This window comes from Exiguobacterium sp. K1, from assembly GCF_033721435.1.
GTDB lineage: Bacteria > Bacillota > Bacilli > Exiguobacteriales > Exiguobacteriaceae > Exiguobacterium_A > Exiguobacterium_A artemiae.
This window is the reverse complement of record NZ_JAOTIT010000003.1, coordinates 155,706-179,362: the sequence shown is the minus strand read 5'-3', so window position 1 is coordinate 179,362 and position 23,657 is coordinate 155,706. Positions and strand designations below refer to the sequence as shown.

Here is a 23,657-nt window from a genome sequence, read left to right as displayed (position 1 = left end):
TTTTTCTCCCTTCTCACTAAAATTTCATATTTTCTTCACACTTTGAATTAATCGAGGAAATCTTTTAGACGTTTTGAACGACTTGGATGACGTAATTTCCGTAACGCTTTCGCCTCAATCTGACGAATCCGTTCACGTGTAACGCCAAATACTTTCCCGACTTCTTCAAGTGTCCGCGTCCGGCCATCGTCTAGACCAAAACGAAGGCGCAAGACATTTTCTTCACGGTCCGTCAACGTATCGAGGACATCTTCAAGCTGTTCTTTTAACAACTCATACGCAGCCGCATCTTGAGGAGCTGTCGCATCTTGGTCTTCGATGAAGTCTCCGAGATGTGAATCGTCCTCTTCCCCGATTGGTGTCTCGAGCGATACCGGTTCTTGTGCAATCTTCAAAATCTCGCGTACTTTTTCCGGTGTGATTTCCATTTCTTTCGAAATCTCTTCCGGAGTCGGTTCACGTCCTAAATCCTGAAGTAACTGACGTTGGACACGGATCAGTTTGTTGATCGTTTCAACCATATGAACCGGAATCCGGATCGTCCGTGCTTGGTCGGCAATCGCACGTGTGATTGCCTGACGAATCCACCAGGTCGCATACGTCGAGAATTTATAGCCTTTTGTATAGTCAAACTTTTCAACTGCTTTGATCAGTCCCATGTTTCCTTCTTGGATCAAATCAAGGAACAGCATGCCGCGACCGACATAACGCTTCGCAATCGAAACGACAAGGCGTAAGTTCGCTTCCGCTAAACGCTTCTTGGCTTCTTCATCATTCTGTTCGATTCGTTTTGCGAGTTCGACTTCATCTTCTGCATTCAACAGATCGACGCGGCCGATTTCTTTCAAGTACATCCGGACCGGGTCATTAATTTTGACGCCCGGTGGGACCGAAAGATCGTTTAAATCCGCTTCTTCCTTGTCATCACCCGTTCCGTCATTGTTGACCTTGATGCCTTCAGTTTCGAGCAGTTGAAGGAATTCTTCGAATTGTTGTGCATCCATCGATTCAAACGAACTGAGTTTATCCTCGATTTTTTGATGCGATAGTTCACCATTCTTGTGTCCGAGCGCGATTAGTTCATCCTTCGCGAGACGGAGTATTTCTGCTTCTGATCTTGCTTTTTCTGCCATCGAACCATACACTCCTTCCACATCATGCAACAGGTCATCGATCTTTCAAACGCCGTTTCCGTTCGATGATCGCCTGCATTAGCTCCGCTTGAGCACGGATATCTGTTTGTTGACTTAACTGTGACTTTTCTTCGTCCAGCGTCCGTCGTTGTCGTTCATTTTGAACGGCACGAATATAATGACTCAATAAATCCGGATCGTATTCCGGCATTAACATAAACTCTAGATCCGCCACGATCCGCTGAAGCGATGCCTCGTGGAGCATCGTCAGGAAACGATCGGGATCCGCTGGGGTGTTTGTTCCGTAAAATTCATATAGTTTCCCTGCAATCAACTGATGAGCCGGATCATTAAACGCCACACCAAGCTGATCACGTACCTCAAGACCCACTTCCTCGGAACGAATCATATAAGCAAGCAGAAAACGTTCAGCTCGTTTCCAGTTCGAGAAGGTCCGGTCTTGAGGAGAAGAGGTCACGACTTGCGTCTCTTGCCGCCGCTCTTGTTTCGGTTTAGCTTGTTGCAGTTGCAACGGCTTAACTTGCGACAACAGGGATTCTTTCGACAAGTGAAACTCTTCCGCCAGTTTCCCTAAATAGATATCGCGTAACAATGGATTGGCCGTTCGACCAATCTCCTCAAGCATAGTTTCAATATAACGGACCCGTTCTCCTTCTAATCGAAGGTTTTTTCCTTGGCGAAAATAAAAAGATTTGAATTCAAGGCTTGAAATCCGTTCCTGCTCGATGACACGAAGAAAGGTCTCTTCCGATTGTGCGCCGATAAAAGAATCGGGGTCTTCTCCATCCGGAAGACGAATCACAGAACAATCGACCGCAACATCCTCTAATAAGCGTAATGCTTTTAGTGTCGCGGCACGTCCCGCTTTGTCTCCGTCATAACAAACTATGACTTCATCGACGATTCTCCCTAAATTTTGAGCATGTACAGGAGTCAGTGCCGTCCCGAGAGAAGCTACCGTATAGGGTATACCCGCTTGAGCGACACGTACAACATCTAAATTCCCTTCCACCAACACAACTTGCTTATTTTTTCGCATGGCACCACGCGCCTGTGCGAAACCAAACAGCAATTCACTTTTATTAAAGAGAGGGGTTTCCGCTGTATTGACATATTTCGGGTCTCTTCCGTCAATGGAGCGACCACTGAATCCAACAATCGTGCCATCACGATCTGAAATTGGAAATACGACCCGTCCGTTGAATCGATCGCGGTAATCGCCATCTCTGCCTATAGAAATCAGCCCTGCTTCCACCATCTCATCCAAGTCGAAGTTACGCCGTGCCAATGAATCCACCGTAAAGCGGTCTTGATCCGGTGCGTAACCGAGCTTAAACTCCCGCATCGCGGATTCTTGGATGCCCCGCTGTTCAAGGTATTCTCTTCCGGCGTCACCAGCGGCTGTCTGCAACATGACTTCATGGTACAGATCCGCCACAATCCGGTGCGCTTCCCGCATCCGGTATTTCTTTTCCTGATCGGGTGTCGATTCTGTTTGATCAGACCGTTCAAATTCCGGTAACTTGATGTCTGTCCGATCCGCCAGCTTGACGACCGCTTCCGGAAAACTCATCCCTTCCGTCTCCATGACAAAAGTAATGGCGTTTCCACCCGCTCCACATCCGAAACAATAATACATGCCTTTATCCGGAGAAACAGAAAAAGAAGGGGATTTTTCAGAGTGAAAAGGACATAACCCTGAATAACGATTCCCTTGTTTTTTTAATTCTACACGTTCTGATATCAATTCAACGATATCCGTTGCTTGTCGGACTTGGTCAACCAATTCGTCAGGAAGCCGTTTCAATTGGTCACCTCTCCTTTCGAACGTTTATATACATATACCCGCAATGAAACGGAACGAATACTCGTTCCGTTTCATTAGAAAATTTGCATCATCTCATTAAGCAGCTAGATTAGTATACTACGTGAAACCGTACTTTACTAGTCATGTGATTTTCCGGAAATTCCTGTCAAAATGAGATTCGCCGTTTCCTCAACCGCTTTGTTCGTCACATCGATGACTTGACAGCCGATCCGGTCATACAGTTTTTTCGCATAATCGAGTTCACGGTTGATTCGATCCATCTGTGCGTACGCCGCTTCCGGTTTCAGTCCAAGCGACCGCAGCCGTTCCATCCGGATATCAATCAACTTCTCTGGAGAAATCAATAATCCAAAACATTTTTCTTTTGGAATATCAAACAGTTCTTCCGGTGGAATCGATTCCGGAACGAGCGGTACATTCGCCACTTTATACCGTTTCAGCGCCAAGTACTGAGAGAGCGGAGTCTTCGAGGTGCGTGATACACCAATCAGAACGATATCCGCCCGTTTGATGCCGCGCGGATCGCGACCGTCATCATATTTCACGGCAAATTCAACGGCTTCAATTTTCCGGAAATACTCTTCATCCAACCGATAAATCAGTCCCGGTTCTTCTTTCGGCTGCATCCCGAGACGCCCCTCCATCGTATCCAGTAACGGTCCGAGTAAATCGATTGCCTTAACTTGATGCGCTTGTGCTGTTTCCGCAAGAAGCCGGCGATGGGTGGCATGAACGATCGTGTAGACGATTGTCGCCTGCTCTTCTTTTGCATGTAACACTAAATCGTAAATGACCTGATCGTCGTCCACGAATGGAATCCGGACCGTTTCAATCGCTTGCTCCGGAAACTGGATCGCTGCTGCCCGCACGACCAGTTCACACGTCTCACCGACCGAGTCACTCACTACATAAATACGTTGTCTCATCTGCGAACCTCCTCTTAAAGTTCTTCATCTCGTGCCAACGCGACCAATACTTTCGTCATGTTCGTCTTTGTCATCCGTCCGACGACTTTTAAGATCCCGTCGACCTGTTCGACGACCGGCATGGAATCGATCTGTTTTTCGATGAGTTTCATCCCTGCTCCAATCAACGTCTCTGATTTCTCACAAACCGTCAGATTCGGCATCCGTGTCATGATGATGTTAACCGGTAACGAGTCCAACTCCTGATTCCCGATTGCCGCCCGTAAAAAATCTTTACGTGACAGGACACCGACTAACGCATGATCTTTTCCGACGACGAACAACGAACCGACGTCTTCGAGGAACAAATGGACGATCGCATCATAAACCGTCATCCCTTCATGAATGACTTTCGCAGAAGACATGAATTCGCCAACGGTCAACGTATCCAATTTTTCATGTAACATGGAGGTATTTTTTTTACCGACATACATATAACCGACACGTGGACGTGCTTCCAGCATTCCAGTCATCGTCAAAATGGATAAGTCCGGACGCAGGGTCGCCCGTGTCAAGGAGAGTTCAGATGCAATCTGCTCTCCTGTAATCGGACCGTTTTCTTTAACGATTTGGAGTATTTTTTTCTGCCGTTCATTTAACTTCATCGGCTCATCCGTCCTTTATTCACACTAAAGTGAGTGCATTGAATCGTGCGACTTGTTCGATTGCCGTCGCAAATCGTTTCATTTCGCTGAGACGATTCGTGCGAACTGCTTCGTCATCCGCCATGATCATCGTTCCGTCAAAATAAACCGTAATGGCCGGAACACTTGATTCAAGGACTTGAATCGCCTGGTCATAGTCAGAAGCTTGTACAGCGGCTTCGACTTTCGGAATCAGTTGCTCGATTTGTTCATGCAAGTCACGTTCGGCATCATTTTCAAAGAGCGCCGGGTTTACTGCAACAACCGTTCCGGCTTTTTTCGAGATGTTTAAGACACGGCTGAGTTGCTCCACGGTCTTCTTAAAGGTTGGTTGTTGTGTGGCCTGTTCAAGCATCGATGCCCGTTTTTCATTGGCTTCGACCGTCAGCTTCGGATCAAGAGCCGCTTCGATGACATCATGACGATATCCTTTTTCCGACAGGCGGAACTTCAAACGCTGATTAAAGAAGTCTTCCATTGCTGCTTTAACTGTTTCTGCATCTGCTTGATAAAGACCTGCTTTTAATTGAGCAGATACGACGAAATCAATCAGTTCCGACAACGTCATCTCAATCTGACGGTCCGAAAGAATCTGAACGATTCCTTGTGCCTGACGGCGTAAGGCATACGGATCAGCAGAACCGCTTGGAATCATACCGACACCGAAGAAGCCGGCCACACTGTCCATTTTGTCAAGAACCGCTAATACCGTACCGGTTGGTGTGCTTGGACTTTCATCTCCGGCAAAGCGCGGTAAGTAGTGTTCCCGGATTGCTGCCGCGACTTCAACGTCTTCGCCTTTCATGTTGGCGTAACGTTCGCCCATCATCCCTTGCAGTTCTGTAAATTCATATACCATCTGGCTGACGAGATCGAATTTATAAATCGTTCCCGCCCGCTCGACTTTCGTCGAATCGGCATTAAATCGTTCCGCCAACTGTAAAGCCATCTCACGCACACGACGGACTTTTTCACCTGTCGTTCCAAGTTTTTCATGGAAGACGATTTTATCAAGTCGCGCTGCCTGGGCATCGATGTCGGCTTTTTTATCTTCTTCATAGAAGAACTGGGCATCGGCAAGACGTGCCCGGATGACTTTCTCATTTCCGCGGGCTACATTCTCGATATGTGTCGCATTCCCGTTACGGACCGTAACGAAATAATGGAGTAACGTCCCGTCTTTTTTAACCGGGAAGTAACGCTGGTGTTCCTTCATCGTCGTAATGAGGACTTCTTCCGGAAGTTCGAGATAAGCTTCGTCAAATGCTCCGAATAATGCTGTCGGGTATTCGACGAGATTCGTGACTTCTTCAAGCAACGCCGGATCAATCGGGACTTCAAAGCCTTCTTGTTCACTGAGCTGTTGAATTTGCTCTTCAATCAGCTGACGACGCTGTTCATAACTGGCGATGACATGTTCTCCCGCCAGCGCTTCGACGTAGGCGTTCGGTCGTAAAATCGTAATATCCTGTCCGAGGAAACGGTGTCCGCGTGACGTCCGCCCGGTTGCCACATCTGCCACTTCAAACGGAATTACTTGATCGTCCAGTAAGGCGATCATCCAACGAATCGGACGCATGTAGCGTAACGATTGTGTGCTCCAACGCATGTTTTTCGGGAACGACATCGCTTCGACGATTTGTTTCAATCCCGGCAGAAGTGTTGCCGTTTCTTGTCCCGACTCTTTGCGGGTCGCGAAGATATACTCCACACCCTTCTCTTCTTGAAGGAACAGATCATCCGTTGTCAAACCTTTACCGCGCGCAAATCCTTGTGCGGCTTTTGTCCAGTTGCCGTCTTCATCCTGAGCAATCCGCTTCGCCGGTCCTTTGAGCGTCTCTTCTAAGTCCGTCTGACGTTCAGACATTCCGGTTACGAGAACGGCTAAACGACGTGGAGTTGAAAACGACTCAATCGTATCGAACGTAATGCGTGCTTCATTTAAAAATGTCGTCACACGTTCTTTTAATTGTGTCTCGGATTGTAAGACAAAACGGGCCGGCATTTCTTCAAGACCGATTTCAAGTAATAACTCATGCATGCGATTCACCAGCTTTCGATTTAATCAATGGGAAGCCTAGACGTTCCCGTTCTTCGATGAAGCTTTGCGCACAACGGCGCGACATGTTCCGGACGCGGTGAATGAACCCAGTCCGTTCCGTAACGGAAATCGCTCCTTTGGCATCCAGTAGATTAAACGTATGAGAACATTTTAAGATGTAGTCATACGCTGGGAAGACCAGGTTCTCATCGAGTGCCCGGTTCGCTTCTTTTTCATACTGATCGAACAATGTGAACAAGAGATCGACATCCGATGTCTCAAACGTGTACTTCGAATGTTCGAATTCCGGTTGATAGAAAATATCGCCGTATTTAAAGCCGTCTGTCCAAACCAAATCAAAGACACTTTCGACATCCTGGATATACGACGCGAGGCGTTCGATTCCGTATGTGATTTCAACGGCAATCGGATTACATTCAATCCCACCGACTTGTTGGAAGTATGTGAACTGTGTAATTTCCATTCCGTTTAACCAGACTTCCCATCCGAGTCCGGCTGCACCGAACGTCGGGTTTTCCCAGTTGTCTTCAACGAAACGAATATCATGTTCAAGCGGATTAATCCCGAGCAGTTCAAGACTTTGTAAGTACAGCTCCTGAATGTTGTCCGGCGACGGCTTCATGATGACTTGGAACTGGTGATGTTGATACAAACGGTTCGGGTTTTCCCCGTAACGTCCGTCCGCCGGACGGCGTGATGGTTCTGTATAACAGACGTTCCATGGTTCTGGTCCAAGACTCCGTAAAAATGTCATCGGATTCATTGTTCCGGCACCTTTCTCGACGTCATATGCCTGCATCGTCAAGCACCCTTGCTCAGCCCAAAATTTTTGCAGTGTTAAGATCATTTCCTGTACTGTCATCTTCAAGACTTCCACCTCCAAATTTATGCGGGAACGCAAAAACGTCCCTATGTACAACAAGGTTGTACATAGGGACGAGACGAGCCCGCGGTTCCACCCTACTTGCATGCGTCCGCATGCCACTCTTTGACCAGGAACACTCAAAAATGCCGTTCACACCTGCTTCATTTCCGGCTCGCACTATCCCGAAATCGCTTGACTGAACATCAGGTGTTACTCCTTTTTCTCATCGTGTTCGTTTAGTTAGTTCTTCCGCACTTATTCTACCGAACGTACGGCGTATCTGTCAATCGTCTCCAAGATTCAGCAATTGATCGAGAACCCGTTTTGAACGGAGGCGGAGTCCGCTGTACCGTTCCATGTAGGCATCCATGATTTGACGCAACAAACGTTTCGTCTCCGGCTTCACATCGACTGTCCCGATCCGGGAAAAATCATACACAGAAAAAACATACAGCATCTTGGCCACGGATTCCGTCAAAGGAACAGCATGTTCATCTTCCTGACGGTGTCGTCTGCAAAGCAAACCACCGTGGTTCAATGAGAAGGCGAACGGTGCTTCCACACTGCCGCAAACCGTACAGCCGTTTAAGTGCGGTGCGATTCCCAGATGACGCAGTAAGCGGAGTTCCACTATAAAGGACACGACATCCGGATCGAGCCCTTCATCCATTGCCTCAAGACCATCGACGAACAAATCATACAGTGCCGGTTGCGGCACCCGTTCATCAAGTGCTTTGTCCGCCAGTTCAAGGAGGTACATCGCATAAGCCATCAAAAAGACGTCCTGACGAATCTTTGAATACCCTGTGATGACATCTGCTGATTTCAATTGACCGAGACCCCGCGAACGCGGGTAGACATAAATCGCTCGGACGAACGGCTGGCTCGCTGCGTTAAAACGGCTGCCGGGTTTTTTAGCACCACGGGCCATGACGGCGAGCTTGCCATATTCACGCGTTAACAGTGTAATGATTTTATTCGATTCACCATACACGACCGTCCGTAAAACAAGCCCTTCCGCCTTATCAATCATCGCTTAATACTCGTCGTCGCGGAATCCAAGTTCACGCAATTGACCGGCTTTATTGCGCCAGTCTTTTTGAACTTTCACCCACAGGTTCAAGTAAACTTTCGTTCCGAGTAACATCTCGATATCCGTCCGGGCTTCTGAACCGATTTCTTTTAACAGGGCACCGCGTTTTCCGATGATGATTCCTTTTTGTGAATCCCGTTCGATCAAAATGGTTGCGTGAATATCGACCATATTGCCATCTTCACGTGTCTTGATTTGATCAATCGCGACAGCAATCGAGTGCGGTACTTCGTCACGTGTCTTTTGAAGGACTTTTTCCCGAATCATTTCTGAAATGATGAAACGTTCTGGGTGATCAGTGATCTGATCCGCCGGATAATACATCGGACCTTCCGGTAAAATCTTCGAGATTTCTTGTAGCAATGGTTCGACGTTATTACCTTGAAGAGCAGAAATCGGAACGACTGCTGCGAAGTTCAATTCATTTTGATACGATTCGATGATTGGTGGAATATCATTCGGATGAATCAAGTCGACCTTGTTCATGACAAGGATGATCGGTGTATCCAGATCCTTTAACTTCTCAATAATGAATTCGTCGCCTTTTCCTTTCGGCTCCGTCACATTGATCATAAAGAGAATCGCGTCGACTTCGCGTAACGCGTTCGTCGCGACTTTCATCATGAAGTCTCCGAGTTTATGTTTCGGTTTATGAATGCCCGGTGTATCGATGAAAATCGTTTGCACGTCATCCGTCGTATAGACACCTTGAATCTTATTCCGTGTCGTTTGTGGCTTATCCGACATAATGGCGATTTTCTGTCCGATGACTCGGTTTAAGAACGTTGATTTCCCAACGTTTGGACGACCGATAATCGAAACGAATCCTGATTTAAATCCTTCTTTAAACATGAAGATCTCCCTTCGTGAATGCACCCGGTAAGAGCGCACCAACTGTCGTTTCCGTGACGTCACCCGTCAGGTTCGTCAAGTAAACCGGCATATCCGCGTCACACATTTCAAACAATACTTGACGGCATTGGCCGCACGGTGCGACAGGGCCTTCTGTATCGGCTACAACAGCCATCGCTGCGTACTCCCGTGCATCTTGTGCCCATGCCGAGAAGATTGCCGTCCGCTCAGCACAGTTGCAAAGACCATATGCTGCATTTTCGATATTACAGCCATGGAAAACCTGTCCGTCTTTCGTGAGCAGAGCGGCTCCGACTTGGAACTTTGAATATGGAACATACGCTTTTTCGCGTGCGATTTTAGCTTGTTCGAGTAATTGTTCTGTTTTCATGTCATTTTTCCCCTTTAGGAACGGTATTGGCCTAAAAAAAGGCCGGATTCTTATTGTACCAAATATGGAACGAAGATGCATAGTGCAATCGCAACCGATGTAAGCGCCAACACAAGAACCGCTCCACTTGCGATATCCTTTGCCGCTTTTGCAAGCGGGTGCCATTCTTCCGTAACGAGATCGACGGTCCGCTCAAAGGCGGTATTGAACATTTCCGCACTGAGAACCGCACCGATCGTTAAACATAAAATCGCCCGTTCCATCCACGTCAGCGGTAAATACAGGGCAACTGCTAAGACAATCAGTCCAATCGTAAAATGGACTTTCATATGCCGTTCTTCCTTCACCGCCTGACGAATCCCGTTCATCGCATGGGTGAAAGGTAACCACCACGTCTTCACAATTTCCCTCGGTACAGTTCAAAGTGATGCAGGATTTCCTCCTGACGCTTCGTCATGATGTCTTCATCTGCTTTTTCGATATGGTCGTAACCGAGGAGATGCAGGAAGCCGTGAACAGCGAGGAATCCAAGTTCCCGTTCAAAATGATTCCCGTATTCCGCAGCCTGCTCTCGGCAGCGCTCCACTGAAATGATCAGATCACCGAGAACAACAGGCTCGTCTTCGAGCAATTCAAAATCAATCTCGTCTTCTCCGAGTTCATCCATTGCAAAGGAAATGACATCCGTCGCTTGATCTTTCCCGCGCCATTCCCGGTTGATTTGCTGAATCTCATCATTCGTCACGAACGTGACGGACAGTTCACTGTTTGCTTCAATTTTTTCTTCTGTTGCCGTATAAACTAAAATCGCTTCCACTAATTTCAGTTGTTCTTCCGTCAACAATGTACCTTCATCAGTCATGTAAATATTCATTTGAGTTCCTCTTTCTTTAATTCAGGATATTCAATCCGTTCATGGAATAACCCGGATAACGTATGGCAGGCACTCTCACCGACCCGGTAAATATCACGTGTCGTCATTTCACAGTCCGAAAATTGATCGTCGAGCAGTTTTTCACGGATGATTTTTTTGACCAGTTCCTGAATCCCTGATTCCGTTGGAGACTTCATGGACCGGACCGCCGCCTCGATGGAATCGACAATCATGATCACGGCCGCTTCACGTGTTTGCGGTTTCGGGCCTGAGTACCGGAAGTCCGCTTCATTGACTTCCCCTTGTTCCGTTGCCTTGACGTAAAAATAACGGAGTAATGACGTGCCGTGGTGTTCTCGACAGATATCGACGATGACACCCGGTAACTTGGCTTCTTCCAATAATTCCACTCCGTCATCCGTATGGGCAAGAATGACTCGAGCAGATTCTTCCGGTGTCAGACGGTCATGAGGATTCAGTCCATGTTGATTCTCAATAAAATAGAGCGGGCGCCGGGTTTTTCCTAAATCATGATAATATGCGCCGACCCGCGCGAGCAACCCGTCAGCGCCGATCGCTTCACAGGCCGTCTCGGCAAGATTGGCGACCATCATACTGTGATGATAGGTTCCCGGAGCCTCGACCAATAATTTTTTCAGCAGAGGATGGGTCGGATTTAATAATTCCAACAAGCGTGTCGGGGCTAAAATACCGAATGTCATCTCAAGGAACGGTAATAATCCAATTGCCAAGATGGCGCTGAAAACACCGCTGGCAACGGCAAACCCCAGTAAAATCGAGGTCTCTTTTACTTCCAACTGTCCACTGCGCATGAGTACAAAAGCGAGGAAAACCGCTACGTTTGCTGCAGCAATCGTCAAGCTGCTGACGAAAATCCGCCGACGTGACAAGCTAGATCGCAGGAAGTAGGTCGCCACCAGTCCACCGACCAATAAGTAAATCGCAATATTAAAGCTGAAATTCTGATTCGTGCTGTAGAAAAAAGTACCTGCCAGTGCCATGAACAGCGTACTCGATAACGCAATCCGTTCATTTAACAAGTTGCGCAGGACTAATGCCGAGAATGCTGTCGGTGTCAGTAAATAAAGCGCCGGATTGATATCGTCTGCCAAAAAGGCCATCCCGTATGTCACGACGAGTTGCAAAATAACAACCAGATAAACCAAACTGAATAATTTCACTTTCCCCATCTTGGCATAACGTAAGTTGGAGCGACTGATGAATCCAAACAACAGCAACGTCATCAGTGCACTGACAATCAACGTTCCGAATAACGGCTTAAGCGATTGGCGATCGGAAATCAGACCAACGAGCTGCAATTGACGATAGGCATCCTGGGAAATGACTTCCCCCCGTTTGACGATGACTTCCCCTTCGGAAATCAACACCGGTTCCACCTTGTCACTCGTTTGCTTACGCAACTGTTCTGTTTTCGCAGGATCATATACATAGTTTGTGACGATTAATTGATCCGTCAACGTTTTTCCGACAGCCTTCATCGAAAACGACAAGGCAGACCGTTCAATATCGAGTCGTGCATTTTCCCGAGCTTCCGCCACTTCACCGCCATCGGAAGAAATCCGTTGACGCATCGCTTCCTCAATCGCTGTGATTACGACATCGCGTGTTGTCGTCCGCACAGAGGAAGAGGATGTCGCAAGCAACCGTAATTCATCGTCTTGCAGTAAATCGGCAGCTTCCGTCCCTCGAAGACGTTGTTTGATTTGACCAATATCTTCCGCTTTTTTGATTCCTTTGAGACTTGCAAAAAGCTGTTCGACTTTGGCTATTTGTTGTCCAGCGTATTCCTGCTTAATCGTGTATTGGCTGTCAATCGCGGCTACCGTGTTTTCCTTCAGTAACCGGGTCGCTTCTCGATCTTCCATCGTCAACGGCGATCGAATATCTTCTTCCGCAATCGAAAATGGAGCTGCCGACAAGGCTTCAGGCCGGACACTGACATACATCATCGTCGACACGATGATGTAAAATGCCAGTGTCAGCAGACTGATCCACATACCTACTCTGCGCATCCGCTCGTCTCCTTTCCACTTCAAGACTCACCTGTTGCGCTTTACTCGAGTTCTTGACTGTACGCATCAATGATTTTCCGAACAAGTGGATGCCGGACGACATCAGCCGAGCTAAAGTGTTCAAAATGAATTCCCCGGACATGTCCAAGAAGATTCAGCGCTTCTTGTAAACCGGACGCTTTTCCGCGCGGTAAATCAACCTGCGTCAGATCACCCGTGACAATCATCTTCGAGTGAAAACCGAGTCGCGTCAAAAACATTTTCATTTGTTCTCTTGTCGTATTTTGAGCTTCATCCAAAATAACAAATGCATGTTCAAGTGTCCGTCCCCGCATATAGGCGAGCGGTGCAATTTCAATGACGCCCCGCTCCAATAAACGGGCTGTGTGTTCCACGCCGAGAACGTCATGCAACGCATCATATAGCGGACGTAAATACGGATCGACTTTTTCTTTTAAGTCTCCGGGCAGGAATCCAAGATTCTCCCCTGCTTCAACCGCAGGTCGTGTTAAAACCAACCGTTTGACGTAACCTTCTTTTAAGGCCTTGGCTGCCATGACGACGGCCAAATAGGTCTTGCCGGTTCCGGCCGGTCCAATCCCGAACGTCAAATCGCACTTTTCGATTCCCCTGACGTAACGGGCTTGCCCCAGTGTCTTGGCACGGAGCGGTTTCCCTTTATGGTTCGTATGAATGACCGTATCGTATAATTCGAGCAATTCATCGACCCGGTCTTGTCTTGCCAATTGAATGGCGCTCGTCGCGTCACGTTCTGTCAAGACGGCTCCCCGATCAACCAGTTGTTTTAAGACACCGACAACCTGTTTTGCTAATACAACAGAACGCTCTTCTTCTGCCTGCGCCAACAATTCATCACCGCGGTGGGTGAGTTGGACTTCCAGCTCCGCTTCCATCGTTTTTAGTACGGCATCGTTCGGTCCTACGAATGCTTGAATCTGTTCTGAATTCGAAAATACGAATGGGATTCTTTCATTGAATATCACGTTATGATTGGCCTCCTAATGATGGATAACAGTACGTCATCTCTACAAATCTGTTCTAGTCCACTTTATCATTTAAGCAGAATAGATGGAAAGAAAAACCCATCCTTTAAGCGTGTTTTCCTCATTTTAACTGCTTCTTTTACCTGACCGAACATGCTTCGGATTTTTTCCTGCTGCGTATCTAAAAAAAGGTCAGCTCTCATTGTAAACGAGAGCCAACCTTTACTTTAACGATGCGGAGATTTTGAAGACCGTTTCGAAACCGGCGGACCAAGGACTTCACTCCAGATCATCGCCTGGCGAATTTCTTCTTGTGACGTCTGCATTCCTTTTTTCCGGTTACGTCGTTTGCCAATTTCACCACTCGCAATACTGCCTGTTATCTGACCAATGTTCGATTTAGACTGTTTTTGTGCTTTCACACGATCCCGTTCATCCAAACGCTGTTGCAATTCGGTTCGTTGATGCTTGACCGGTTGCGCTGGCTTCGGTTGCTTCCGTTTGATCGGAGGTGGAACATCTCGATCTTCCGGAAGTCGTGTTTCCACTTGATCGACCATTTTCTTGACATAGTCCCCAAATTCTTTTGAAGGGACACGTGTCGTCGAGCTGGATTTTTTCTGATCAGATGCCTTTGAGATGACCGAAATCACACCAAAGGCAACCATCAGTCCGACCCAAATTAAGCTCCCCATCTAAATCACCCTTTTATTGTGTGTCGTTCGGCGATGATTGACCTCCGATGGCTTGACGCATCTTCGTATCAGCCGTCACGTTCAAATAGTTGGCATAATCCATTACGCTGAAGTTGCCGTCACGCAGTGCTTCGGCAATCGCAAGCGGAACTTCCGCTTCTGCCGCAACGACTTTCGCACGCATTTCTTCGACACGTGATTTCATCTCTTGTTCGCTTGCAATCGCCATCGCCCGACGTTCTTCCGCTTTCGCTTGGGCGATGTTTTTGTCAGCTTCCGCCTGATCCGTCTGAAGCACGGCACCGATATTTTTGCCGATATCGACGTCCGCGATATCGATCGAGAGGATTTCGAATGCTGTTCCTGAATCAAGTCCTTTTGCGAGGACCGTCCGGGAAATCATTTCCGGATTTTCAAGGACTTCTTTTTGATCTTGACATGAACCGATCGTCGAGATGACACCCTCACCAACACGGGCGATGACGGTTTCTTCCCCTGCACCACCGACAAGACGGTCGATGTTGGCACGTACGGTAATCCGTGCTTTTGCTTTCACTTCAATCCCGTTCATGGCAACACCGGCAATGAATGGGGTTTCGATGACTTTCGGGTTAACGGACATCTGGACGGCTTCAAGCACGTTCCGACCTGCTAAATCAATGGCTGCCGCACGTTCGAAACTGAGTTCGATGTTGGCACGGTGTGCCGCAATCAAGGCGTTAACGACACGGTCGACGTTACCACCGGCAAGATAGTGACTTTCCAATTGGTTTGTATTGAGGTTGATGCCGGCTTTGACTGCTTTAATCAACGGATTAACAATTTTTGACGGTGTAACACGACGAAGCCGCATTCCGACCAATGTAAAGATAGAGACACGGACTCCGGCTGCAAGTGAACTTATCCAGAGCGGGATCGGGACAAGTGTAAAGAAGATAGCGAGGAAAATAAGTATTCCTCCCGTTATGAGTAGAACGGTCAATAGTTCGGGTGTCATGTGAGTGACTCCTCCTTCGTTTTTTGGACTCGGACGATGACTCGTCCGTGTGTGACGTCTTGCACGACGACTTGCTCGCCGGAATTAATGAAATTGCCTTCCGTGACCGCATCGACGCGATTCCCATCAATTTCAATCGTTCCTGCCGGGCGAAGCTGCGTTAAACTGATTCCGACCTTGCCACGCAGTTGTTCTTTATCTTGATGAGAAAGATATCCTTTTTCCGACGATGTGGAATCTGTCAAAATCAAACCTCGCCATAATAATGATTGATTTGATTTGATCCGGCGATATGCCCAAAATCCGGCAGCGAGTGATAAAAAGACTGCCAAACCGACCGCTAGACCGACTTGACCGACCGTCGCACCTGCCATGATCAAACTGGCAAGGACTGCACCGATGCCAAGGACACCGAATATGCCGAACCCTGTCACGAATATTTCGACCAGCAACATGAGGACACCGATCATGAAGACCGCTAAAATCATCCCTAAGCTAAAAGACATTACTTCGTTCACCCCTTTTTCATCAGAATCAGACGACAACATGTTTCATCTTTCTGAACATGGCTCATTGTTACTTTTATTATATACGCTTTCATCTGAGAAAAGGTTTCATAACTTTTACCAATTTTCGAATTTTCCCAATTTTATCTCATGAAAAAAAGGCATCCCGGAGGACGCCTTTCAAAACGGGTTAATGTAGTTGTTGTTTAACAAGGCGATTAATTAGAGCACCGTCCGCTTTACCCTTAAGTTGCGGCATGACGACACCCATTACTTTCCCCATATCAGAAGGAGCTGAGGCACCCGTCTTCGCAATGGCTGCGTTGACGATTTCCTGAACTTCTTCTTCCGAAAGTTGTTTTGGCATATAAGCTTCGAGCACGATTATCTCTGCTTGAATCTTCTCGACGAGGTCGTGACGATCAGCGCGTTCGAATTCTCGGAGGGAGTCGTTGCGCTGTTTCATCTCACGTGAGAGTATAGTTAGCTCTTCCTCATCAGTTAATTCTTGCTTACCGAGTTTAATCGCTTCATTTTGCAGGGACGACTTCACCATCCGAATCGTCGTAAGACGATCTTTCTCACGCGAACGCATGGCTTCCTTCATATCCACTGTCAAACGCTCTTGAAGACTCATGAGGATACACCCTCTCTTACGTTAGAACTTCTTACGCTTACGCGCAGCCTCCGATTTAAGCTTACGTTTTACACTTGGCTTTTCGTAGTGTTTACGTTTACGAACTTCAGCAAGCGTACCATCTTTTGAAACACCACGTTTGAAGCGACGAAGTGCGTCTTCAAGTGATTCATTTTTACGTACACGAGTTTCCACTAGTTTTCCCTCCCTCCGATATTACCGACTAAAGGAAACGTGTCAGACACGTCATACAACATTATAGTAGGAATATACAAAATGGTCAATAGTTGATTAACCGGTTTTGCTTCACTCCTGATATGTTCCTTTTTGTTCTTTTCTATAGTCTCATGTTGCTTCCGTATTTACAACAAATTCATGATTATTCAACTAAAAAATTCGAAATATTTTGTAAGCGTTTTCTAATTTTTCATGAAATGTTTTGTCAAAATGGTGAATGATGTGTCAAAATAGACACAGTTATCTGAAAAAGGAGTTGTTCTGATATGAAAGAAGCCAAACGAATTATTTTCGGATTGATTCTCGGAGTCATCCTCGGAATCATTCTCGCTTTGTTACCAGACAAATCGATCTATGAAGGATTGAATAAGTATGCACTTCAACCAATCGGAACGATTTTCCTCAACCTGATTAAGATGCTCGTCGTCCCGATCGTCTTCTTCTCGATCTCCCTTGGTGTCATGGGACTCGGAAATCCAAAAGAACTGGGTCGCGTCGGCGGAAAAGCCATTACGTATTTCATGACGACGACCGCTGTCGCCATCGTCATCGCTCTTGGTTTGTCATTACTGATCAAACCGGGTACGTTCGGGAACTTTGCGACAGACAACTTGAAGTATGATCAAGGCAACTTACCGGATACGAGTTTAATCAATACGATCGTCGGGATGTTCCCGACCAATCCGATCACGTCGATGGCAGAAGGCAATATGCTGCAAATTATCGTCTTCAGTGTCTTCATCGGTTTCGGGATCACATTCCTCGGCAACAAGGTCTCGACATTACGTTCATTCATCGAACAGGGAAATGATTTGATGACATATTTGATCGGACTTGTCATGAAGATGGCCCCGCTCGGCGCATTTGCATTGATTGCTTCCGCCGTCGGTGCACAAGGGTTTGATTCCTTAAAGGCAATGGGGCTCTACATGGCAGTCGTTATCCTGGCTTTGATTGTCCACTCCCTGTTGACGTACGGTTCGACCGTCTCACTGCTCGGAAAAATGAATCCGTTTTTCTTCTTCAAAAAGTTTGCGCCGGTCATGCTGTTCGCCTTCTCGACTTCGTCGTCGAATGCAACGCTACCGGTCGCGATGCAGACTGCACAGCGTGAACTGAAAGTACCGCGTTCCGTCTCAAGTTTCGTCCAACCGCTCGGCGCGACGATCAACATGGATGGTACAGCGATCATGCAGGGAGTCGCAACGGTCTTTATCGCTCAAGTTTATGATATCAGCTTGTCTCCGGCACAACTGGCAACCGTCGTCCTGACTGCCGTTCTCGCGTCCGTCGGAACAGCCGGCGTACCGGGTGTCGGTCTCGTCATGCTGACGATGGTACTCCAGTCCGTCAATTTGCCTGTCGAAGGGATTGCACTTATCATCGGGGTTGACCGTCTGCTCGATATGATGCGGACTGCCGTCAATATCACAGGTGACGCCGCTTGTGCCGTCATTGTCGCCAAATCAGAAGAAGGTAACCTGAGTGAAGAAGAGGAAGAAGACGAACGTTACGCTTAATTTTTCCTTGATTAACAAATGCGCCGCCACCGTGAGTCATTCACGGTGGCGGCGCATTTTTATATTGATTATTTTTTTAAGACATACGAGCTGAGCGGATCAACCGTCACGTTGCCCGAAACTTTTTTCAGTGTTTTCGTTCCGGCGGTTTTCCCGTCGACGATGACACTCCACGTTCCTTTCGGTAACGTCATCTTGACAGCTTGACGTTTCGCATTGTGAACGACGTAAAGATCCGTTTTTTGTTGGGGTGCATCATCTGACAATTGATACGCCACCACTTGCTCCGGTACATCTTTGAACGTCAGGTAACGTCGGATGTCTTTTGCTGTTGCTAAATGAAGAACAGGGTTTGCTTTACGGACTTGAATCAGTCCTTTCATATAATCGACGTCGGCTTGACGGTCCATTTTGCGTTTCCAGTCGAGCTGGTTGACAGAATCCGGTGATTTGTATGAATTATGATCGCCGCCTTTTGTCCGCATAAAATCTTGACCGGCATGGATAAATGTTGTGCCCTGTGACGTCAGAAGAATGCTTGACGCTAAACGGTGCATTTTTGTTTTCGTCGCATCCGTATCATTCGGATTCGTTAAGTTCAACTTGTCCCACAGCGTATGGTTATCGTGGGCTTCAACGTACGTGATGGCTTGATTCGGCTCTGTTGCGAATCCGGTGATGTCTTTGTTGTACGCAATCTCACCGACGATTCCGCGTTTAATCCGTGTTTCAAGACCTGTTTTCCCGTTGATGAAACCGGCATCCGTGTCTTCAAAGACACTTCCTTTCAGTGCATCACGCAAGTTATCGTTGAAGTGAGCGATACCCGGCATCTGTTTGGCATTCGTCTGGTTGGCTTTGTCGGCTTCCGGAAGCGGTGTTCCGAGACTCCAGCCTTCTCCGAAGACAAGGATTGACGGATCAATTTTTGTTGTCGTTTTTTTGACGGCATTCATCGTCTTCACGTCATGAATTCCCATTAAATCAAATCGGAATCCGTCCCAACGGTATTCTTTTGCCCAGTAGTCGACAGAATCGACAATCAGTTTATGCATCATTTTCCGTTCGGAAGCGGTATCGTTTCCGACACCTGTGCCGTTGGCGAGATCGCCGCCTTCCGTATAACGGTAGTAGTAACCCGGTACGATTTTATCAAGATTTGATGCTTTGGCATCAAACATATGATTGTAGACCACATCCATGACGGCACGGAGTCCGTTGTCGTGTAATCCTTGAATCATTTGTTTCATTTCTTTAATCCGGACTTTCGGATTGTACGGATTCGTTGAATAAGAGCCTTCCGGTGCATTGTAGTTTTTCGGATCATATCCCCAGTTGTATGTTTTTAATGGATTCGTCTCGTCGACAGAAGCCGTATTGAAATCATAGACCGGAATGAACTGGACATGTGTGATGCCGAGCTCTTTCAAATGATCGAGTCCTGTTTTCGTCTTTGTTTTTTTACCGTCTTTCATCAGACGTGTTCCCGGCTCGACAACACCAAGATACTTCCCTTTTTGTTTGATACCTGAATCATACGTATCTCCTGTGACGTCAAACATCGACAGGTCACGGACATGTGTTTCGTAAATGATGGCGTCTGTCGCTTGTTTCAGCGGCATTTTTGCTTTGGTCCAGCGTTTCGGATTCGTCTCTTTCAAGTCGACGACGACCCCTTGATCTCCGTTGACCGCCACAGCTGTCGCGTACGGATCGACGGCCCGTGTCGTTTCTTTGGCGTGCTTGACTTCATAGGTGTAGCCTGTTCCGTCAAGGTCCCCTTTGATTGTGACGCTGAAGACACCGCGGTCACCGCGAACCATCTTCACTTCACGGACGATATCCTTCGTTGTGGCTGCTTGTTTTTTCGGCAATTTGTAAAGTTCCAGTTCAACGGCCTGCGCAGTCGGTGCCCAGACGCGGAACGTCGTTTTGCTTTTTTGATATACCGTACCGAGTTGACCGTCGTACGCATATTTTTTGTCAAAAGCATCAGAGCGCAATACTTTTCCTGCTTCTAAAATCCCTTCCCCGAATACCGGGTGCGAAACCGTGACGACATTTGCCAAATCAATATCCGATGCGACAGTCACGTGTAACGTCTTGGCGTCCACTTGTGTGACAACCGGATTGACCAGTCCTTTGAATGTCAGCGTTTTTACATCTTCTGCTGTGATTGGTGAATTCGTTTTTAATGTCATCGTCTTAAAATCGTCTGCCAGGAAACTTGTAAATTTCGGCGTCCGATCAATATCCGGTTGGCTGTAATAAACGGTTTGATCGCCTTCAATCAACCAGATATCCTTGGCTCCCGCGTAGTAAAAACGATCGGCCCCGTCTTTTTCCGACCATCCCTCGACGTGAGGAATGATTCCGACGAGACGTTCCTTCGTCGTATTCGTCAAGGTGACGTTTGCCACAGCGCCAAACGCATCTTGTCCGTCAAATTCAAATCGTTTTCCGTCCTGAGCATTTGGCCATGCCCATACCCCGTACTTGTCGTAATCATTGTCGTACCGGTAATAATGAATGTTCGTGTTGACCGACTCAACGTCACTGCCGCCTGTTGGATTGACCGGTGAAACGTCTTTGCTGCCTGATTCAATCCAGACTTCCGCCACACCGTCTTTGATCATGTCTTTTGTAATGAAGCGGTCGTTTTCTGAGCCCGCATCTTTGTTCCAGGAATCATCGCGGACGATGAAACCGATTTTTTCCGGTTGATCCACTGGAAATTCATAAGCCGCGATTTTTCCGTACGCATCTTGTCCGTTAAAGGCATGTGCTTTATTCGGGAAATAATCCGGTCCATTCGCCCATAACCAGAGATTCCAATCTTTTTCTGACGTTTTATCTTCCTTGTAGTGAATGATGACGAGTGTCGATTTTCCTTTTTCCAGTGCCAAACCGTTTACTGGAAACAAACTAAACATCAGTGCAAACGTTAGCACAACTGCACAGACTGATTTCAATCGATTCATGCCGTATCCTCCTTGGATTTATGTAATCGTTTTCATTTCCATTCTCCATTCGTTCTACCTGTCTGTCAAAGCTTATTTTAGTCTGCTAAAGAAAATAAGACTTTTGGACCAACAAGCGAATCAAAAAAAAGACTGCGTAAAAGAGATTCCCTTTTACACAGTCCTTGCTCACGATTTAATTAACTTTTCGTCAGTTTGTCGATTGCCTGTTTGGCTTCTTGCATCGATTGATCCGAGGCAAAAAAGTACCAGACGCCATCACTCGCGATATATCCTTCACCATCCAATTTTAACGGTTTCAGACGTTCAAATCCGGTTTGATTTTCTTGTGCCAGTTGAGCCGCTTCTGAAAACGTAACATTTGTACTGAAGTTGTTTTTCAGGACCCGACTGACTTCTTCCAAGTTTGTCAAAATATCGGGTCCGGCAAGCTTCATGCCAACAGCTTCAAGTACCTGCCGCTGTCGGATTTGCCGTCCCATATCACCGAGCGGGTCTTGTTTTCGCATCCGGGCATATCCGCTCGCTTCGAGTCCGGTCAGTTTGATTTTCCCTTTCTCGTAGTCTTTTTGCAGGCGGCGGTCATTCCAACTGAAAGCAGATGGATTATCAACCGTCACGCCACCGACCGCGTCAACGAGTTCAATCAATCCATCCATATTGATTTTGGCATAGTACGGGACTTTGGTCTCAAACGTCTGCTCGACCGTCTCAATCGTCTCTTCCACCCCACCGTAAGCATACGTATGATTGATTTTTGTCTTTTTGCCATCTGGAAGCGTGACTTGCATATCACGCGGAATCGAAAGAGAGGTCGCTTGTTTTGTTTTCGGATTAAACGACAACAACATGATCGCATCGGCTCGCCCCGGATCATTTTTTCGTTCATCAACTCCGATCAATAAGACGTTGACCGGTTGCATCACCTCAAGCGGGAGCTTTTTCGCTCCTTTTAATGGTGTGATGAATGAATCTGCTGTTTGTTGGAACTTTAAGAACGCAAATCCGGTTGTGGCACTGATGGTTAAGACAAACAACAACAAGACGGCACTGGCAATCCGCCAACCGATGCGCGGTTGTTTTTTCCGTAAACGTGATCTCATGCGGCACCTCCTTTACAATTTCTGCTGATACGTCTTCATCAATCCGTTGATGTTCGCATTGTGTAAGAAGACGACGGCATCCACGTTTTTTTGCTTCGCAAATTCAGATGCATCAAAATCTTTATTGACATAGCGGATATCGACGACCTCAAGATTAGCACTCTTAGCAAGAAACGGTAGGACCGGATTGGCAAACGAGTCTTTGAGGACAAGCAGCTTTGGTCCTTTCGTCTGCGACGTCATTGATAAAATACCGTGATTGCCGCGCATGAACACTTCATAGCGATCGGCATAGTCGCCCTCTTCCTTGATGAATTGCTCATCAATCAGCGGTTGACCACATTTCTTGTCGTAGCAGACGTCAATGCCCTTAAATTGATTGGCATCGTAGTATTCAATTTTGTCTCCCGTGCTCGCATACGCAAGCGTCGTCTTGCGGGCGAGTGAACCAAAGTAAGGATGTTCCGATGCCCGCTTTGATTCCGGATCGACTTCCACTTTTTTTAAGGTCGGTTCTGTTTTCGCGACTGTACGGATAATCTCACCATAGGCTTGATAGGCGCCGTCTACATTCCAGTGATGATCCGTCTTAAAGTAATCGGACAACTGTAAGGCATCAAGGGGAATCGAGGTAATACCCGCTTGCTTAAAGCCGGCTTGCATCGTCTGATACCGTTGCTCCGCATTCGAAGCCACGTAACCCGGAATGATCCCATCCCGTTCCGCGACGACGGTTTTCGACGGTGCGAGGGCAAAGTAGACCGGACGGTTCACCTCTTTCGTGAACTGTCGGAAAGCGTCCGGGACGATTGGTTGTGCCGCTTGACTCGGTTCAATCATATAGCCGTTTTTAGCAGTGTAGATCCCATTTCGAAACGGCTGTTGAAAGAGATTTTTCGATAGACGTGCCTGCATTTCAACGAGAGTACCACGTAACAACAACTGATCTGCAAAATAGCTTTCCATCTTCAGCATATCCTCACCGGAAGCCACTCCTTGCATAGTCGGTTGAACGGATTGTGCAAGTGTTCGATTTTCAAGTTGGGAACTGACACGGTCGTCGCGAAGAATCGTTCCAATTCCGATCGTCAGCAAAATGACAAAAAAACTGATGATCGTCAGCCACATCATCTTTTTCTCAAACGTAGTTCCCGGTTGTGGCTGTTTCTGATTCTTTTCAATAGGTTGCGCCACT

The 23,657-nt window shown here is 47.2% G+C and carries 22 protein-coding genes; 1 reads left to right on the top strand and 21 read right to left on the bottom strand.

Translation table 11 applies throughout. From position 1 onward, the window contains the following. Positions 1–47: 47 nt before the first annotated feature. From rpoD to rpsU, 18 genes are all read right to left on the bottom strand, one after another. Positions 48–1,133, bottom strand: coding sequence for an RNA polymerase sigma factor RpoD (rpoD, locus tag N7U64_RS08525; protein ID WP_012369736.1), 1,086 nt, complete (start codon positions 1,131–1,133; stop codon positions 48–50). 34 nt (positions 1,134–1,167) lie between these two features. After that, on the bottom strand, positions 1,168–2,961 hold the full coding sequence (gene dnaG, locus N7U64_RS08520; RefSeq protein ID WP_318929374.1) for a DNA primase: 1,794 nt from the start codon (positions 2,959–2,961) through the stop codon (positions 1,168–1,170). Between the two features lie 137 nt (positions 2,962–3,098). Next, positions 3,099–3,908 (bottom strand): pyruvate, water dikinase regulatory protein, encoded by an 810-nt coding sequence (locus N7U64_RS08515; RefSeq protein ID WP_012369734.1) that lies wholly within the window; start codon positions 3,906–3,908, stop codon positions 3,099–3,101. 14 nt (positions 3,909–3,922) lie between these two features. Continuing rightward, complete coding sequence (locus N7U64_RS08510; RefSeq protein ID WP_026828978.1) at positions 3,923–4,552, bottom strand: helix-turn-helix transcriptional regulator; 630 nt, start codon at positions 4,550–4,552, stop codon at positions 3,923–3,925. Positions 4,553–4,571: 19 nt separating this feature from the next. Continuing rightward, positions 4,572–6,632 (bottom strand): glycine--tRNA ligase subunit beta, encoded by a 2,061-nt coding sequence (gene glyS, locus N7U64_RS08505; RefSeq protein WP_318929372.1) that lies wholly within the window; start codon positions 6,630–6,632, stop codon positions 4,572–4,574. After that, a complete protein-coding gene (gene glyQ / locus N7U64_RS08500; RefSeq protein ID WP_012369731.1) occupies positions 6,625–7,515 on the bottom strand; it encodes a glycine--tRNA ligase subunit alpha in 891 nt (296 codons plus the stop codon). The genes glyS and glyQ overlap by 8 nt, the downstream gene beginning before the upstream one ends. A gap of 286 nt (positions 7,516–7,801) precedes the next feature. Further along, positions 7,802–8,551, bottom strand: coding sequence for a DNA repair protein RecO (recO, locus tag N7U64_RS08495; RefSeq protein WP_290830100.1), 750 nt, complete (start codon positions 8,549–8,551; stop codon positions 7,802–7,804). A gap of 3 nt (positions 8,552–8,554) precedes the next feature. Beyond that, entirely contained in the window at positions 8,555–9,463 is a 909-nt protein-coding gene (gene era, locus N7U64_RS08490) for a GTPase Era (RefSeq protein ID WP_012369729.1), read from the bottom strand. Next, positions 9,456–9,854, bottom strand: a complete 399-nt coding sequence (locus tag N7U64_RS08485; RefSeq protein ID WP_012369728.1) for a cytidine deaminase — start codon at positions 9,852–9,854, stop codon at positions 9,456–9,458. The genes era and N7U64_RS08485 overlap by 8 nt, the downstream gene beginning before the upstream one ends. A gap of 50 nt (positions 9,855–9,904) precedes the next feature. Continuing rightward, positions 9,905–10,255, bottom strand: a complete 351-nt coding sequence (locus tag N7U64_RS08480; RefSeq protein ID WP_012369727.1) for a diacylglycerol kinase family protein — start codon at positions 10,253–10,255, stop codon at positions 9,905–9,907. Beyond that, positions 10,252–10,728: an rRNA maturation RNase YbeY gene (gene ybeY, locus N7U64_RS08475; protein WP_290830099.1), complete on the bottom strand. Its 477-nt coding sequence runs from the start codon at positions 10,726–10,728 to the stop codon at positions 10,252–10,254. The genes N7U64_RS08480 and ybeY overlap by 4 nt, the downstream gene beginning before the upstream one ends. After that, complete coding sequence (locus tag N7U64_RS08470) at positions 10,725–12,782, bottom strand: HDIG domain-containing metalloprotein (RefSeq protein ID WP_318929365.1); 2,058 nt, start codon at positions 12,780–12,782, stop codon at positions 10,725–10,727. Before N7U64_RS08470 ends, ybeY begins: the two co-directional genes overlap by 4 nt. A gap of 41 nt (positions 12,783–12,823) precedes the next feature. Next, positions 12,824–13,786 (bottom strand): PhoH family protein, encoded by a 963-nt coding sequence (locus N7U64_RS08465; protein ID WP_012369724.1) that lies wholly within the window; start codon positions 13,784–13,786, stop codon positions 12,824–12,826. A gap of 227 nt (positions 13,787–14,013) precedes the next feature. Further along, a complete protein-coding gene (locus tag N7U64_RS08460) occupies positions 14,014–14,481 on the bottom strand; it encodes a hypothetical protein (protein ID WP_318929362.1) in 468 nt (155 codons plus the stop codon). A 13-nt stretch (positions 14,482–14,494) separates the two neighbouring features. Further along, the gene (gene floA, locus N7U64_RS08455) at positions 14,495–15,478 is read right to left on the bottom strand and encodes a flotillin-like protein FloA (RefSeq protein WP_012369722.1); all 984 of its coding nucleotides are present in this window, start codon (positions 15,476–15,478) and stop codon (positions 14,495–14,497) included. After that, positions 15,475–15,984, bottom strand: coding sequence for an NfeD family protein (locus N7U64_RS08450; protein ID WP_012369721.1), 510 nt, complete (start codon positions 15,982–15,984; stop codon positions 15,475–15,477). The genes floA and N7U64_RS08450 overlap by 4 nt, the downstream gene beginning before the upstream one ends. Positions 15,985–16,174: 190 nt before the next feature. After that, a complete protein-coding gene (locus tag N7U64_RS08445) occupies positions 16,175–16,621 on the bottom strand; it encodes a GatB/YqeY domain-containing protein (protein WP_012369720.1) in 447 nt (148 codons plus the stop codon). Between the two features lie 21 nt (positions 16,622–16,642). Further along, positions 16,643–16,816, bottom strand: coding sequence for a 30S ribosomal protein S21 (rpsU, locus tag N7U64_RS08440; protein WP_012369719.1), 174 nt, complete (start codon positions 16,814–16,816; stop codon positions 16,643–16,645). Positions 16,817–17,124: 308 nt separating this feature from the next. Here rpsU and N7U64_RS08435 point away from each other — a divergent pair, with 308 nt between their 5' ends. After that, positions 17,125–18,378 carry a dicarboxylate/amino acid:cation symporter gene (locus N7U64_RS08435; RefSeq protein WP_214765959.1) on the top strand — a complete coding sequence of 418 codons (1,254 nt, stop codon included), beginning with the start codon at positions 17,125–17,127 and terminating at the stop codon, positions 18,376–18,378. Positions 18,379–18,446: 68 nt separating this feature from the next. Here N7U64_RS08435 and pulA read toward each other — a convergent pair whose 3' ends face one another. The 3 genes from pulA to N7U64_RS08420 form a co-directional block, all read right to left on the bottom strand. Beyond that, positions 18,447–21,359: a type I pullulanase gene (pulA, locus tag N7U64_RS08430; protein ID WP_318929344.1), complete on the bottom strand. Its 2,913-nt coding sequence runs from the start codon at positions 21,357–21,359 to the stop codon at positions 18,447–18,449. Between the two features lie 179 nt (positions 21,360–21,538). Continuing rightward, on the bottom strand, positions 21,539–22,462 hold the full coding sequence (locus N7U64_RS08425) for an LCP family protein (protein ID WP_318929342.1): 924 nt from the start codon (positions 22,460–22,462) through the stop codon (positions 21,539–21,541). A 12-nt stretch (positions 22,463–22,474) separates the two neighbouring features. Beyond that, the gene (locus tag N7U64_RS08420) at positions 22,475–23,656 is read right to left on the bottom strand and encodes a DHHW family protein (protein ID WP_318929340.1); all 1,182 of its coding nucleotides are present in this window, start codon (positions 23,654–23,656) and stop codon (positions 22,475–22,477) included. Between the last annotated feature and the right edge of the window lies 1 nt (position 23,657).

Bases quoted from the DNA above. Each gene is read 5' to 3' on its own strand.
- rpoD (WP_012369736.1), bottom strand. From the start codon at position 1,133: ATGGCAGAAAAAGCAAGATCAGAAGCAGAAATACTCCGTCTCGCGAAG.
- N7U64_RS08515 (WP_012369734.1), bottom strand. From the start codon at position 3,908: ATGAGACAACGTATTTATGTAGTGAGTGACTCGGTCGGTGAGACGTGT.
- N7U64_RS08510 (WP_026828978.1), bottom strand. From the start codon at position 4,552: ATGAAGTTAAATGAACGGCAGAAAAAAATACTCCAAATCGTTAAAGAA.
- glyS (WP_318929372.1), bottom strand. From the start codon at position 6,632: ATGCATGAGTTATTACTTGAAATCGGTCTTGAAGAAATGCCGGCCCGT.
- glyQ (WP_012369731.1), bottom strand. From the start codon at position 7,515: ATGACAGTACAGGAAATGATCTTAACACTGCAAAAATTTTGGGCTGAG.
- recO (WP_290830100.1), bottom strand. From the start codon at position 8,551: ATGATTGATAAGGCGGAAGGGCTTGTTTTACGGACGGTCGTGTATGGT.
- era (WP_012369729.1), bottom strand. From the start codon at position 9,463: ATGTTTAAAGAAGGATTTAAATCAGGATTCGTTTCGATTATCGGTCGT.
- N7U64_RS08485 (WP_012369728.1), bottom strand. From the start codon at position 9,854: ATGAAAACAGAACAATTACTCGAACAAGCTAAAATCGCACGCGAAAAA.
- ybeY (WP_290830099.1), bottom strand. From the start codon at position 10,728: ATGAATATTTACATGACTGATGAAGGTACATTGTTGACGGAAGAACAA.
- N7U64_RS08470 (WP_318929365.1), bottom strand. From the start codon at position 12,782: ATGCGCAGAGTAGGTATGTGGATCAGTCTGCTGACACTGGCATTTTAC.
- N7U64_RS08460 (WP_318929362.1), bottom strand. From the start codon at position 14,481: ATGGGGAGCTTAATTTGGGTCGGACTGATGGTTGCCTTTGGTGTGATT.
- floA (WP_012369722.1), bottom strand. From the start codon at position 15,478: ATGACACCCGAACTATTGACCGTTCTACTCATAACGGGAGGAATACTT.
- N7U64_RS08450 (WP_012369721.1), bottom strand. From the start codon at position 15,984: ATGTCTTTTAGCTTAGGGATGATTTTAGCGGTCTTCATGATCGGTGTC.
- N7U64_RS08445 (WP_012369720.1), bottom strand. From the start codon at position 16,621: ATGAGTCTTCAAGAGCGTTTGACAGTGGATATGAAGGAAGCCATGCGT.
- N7U64_RS08435 (WP_214765959.1), top strand. From the start codon at position 17,125: ATGAAAGAAGCCAAACGAATTATTTTCGGATTGATTCTCGGAGTCATC.
- pulA (WP_318929344.1), bottom strand. From the start codon at position 21,359: ATGAATCGATTGAAATCAGTCTGTGCAGTTGTGCTAACGTTTGCACTG.
- N7U64_RS08425 (WP_318929342.1), bottom strand. From the start codon at position 22,462: ATGAGATCACGTTTACGGAAAAAACAACCGCGCATCGGTTGGCGGATT.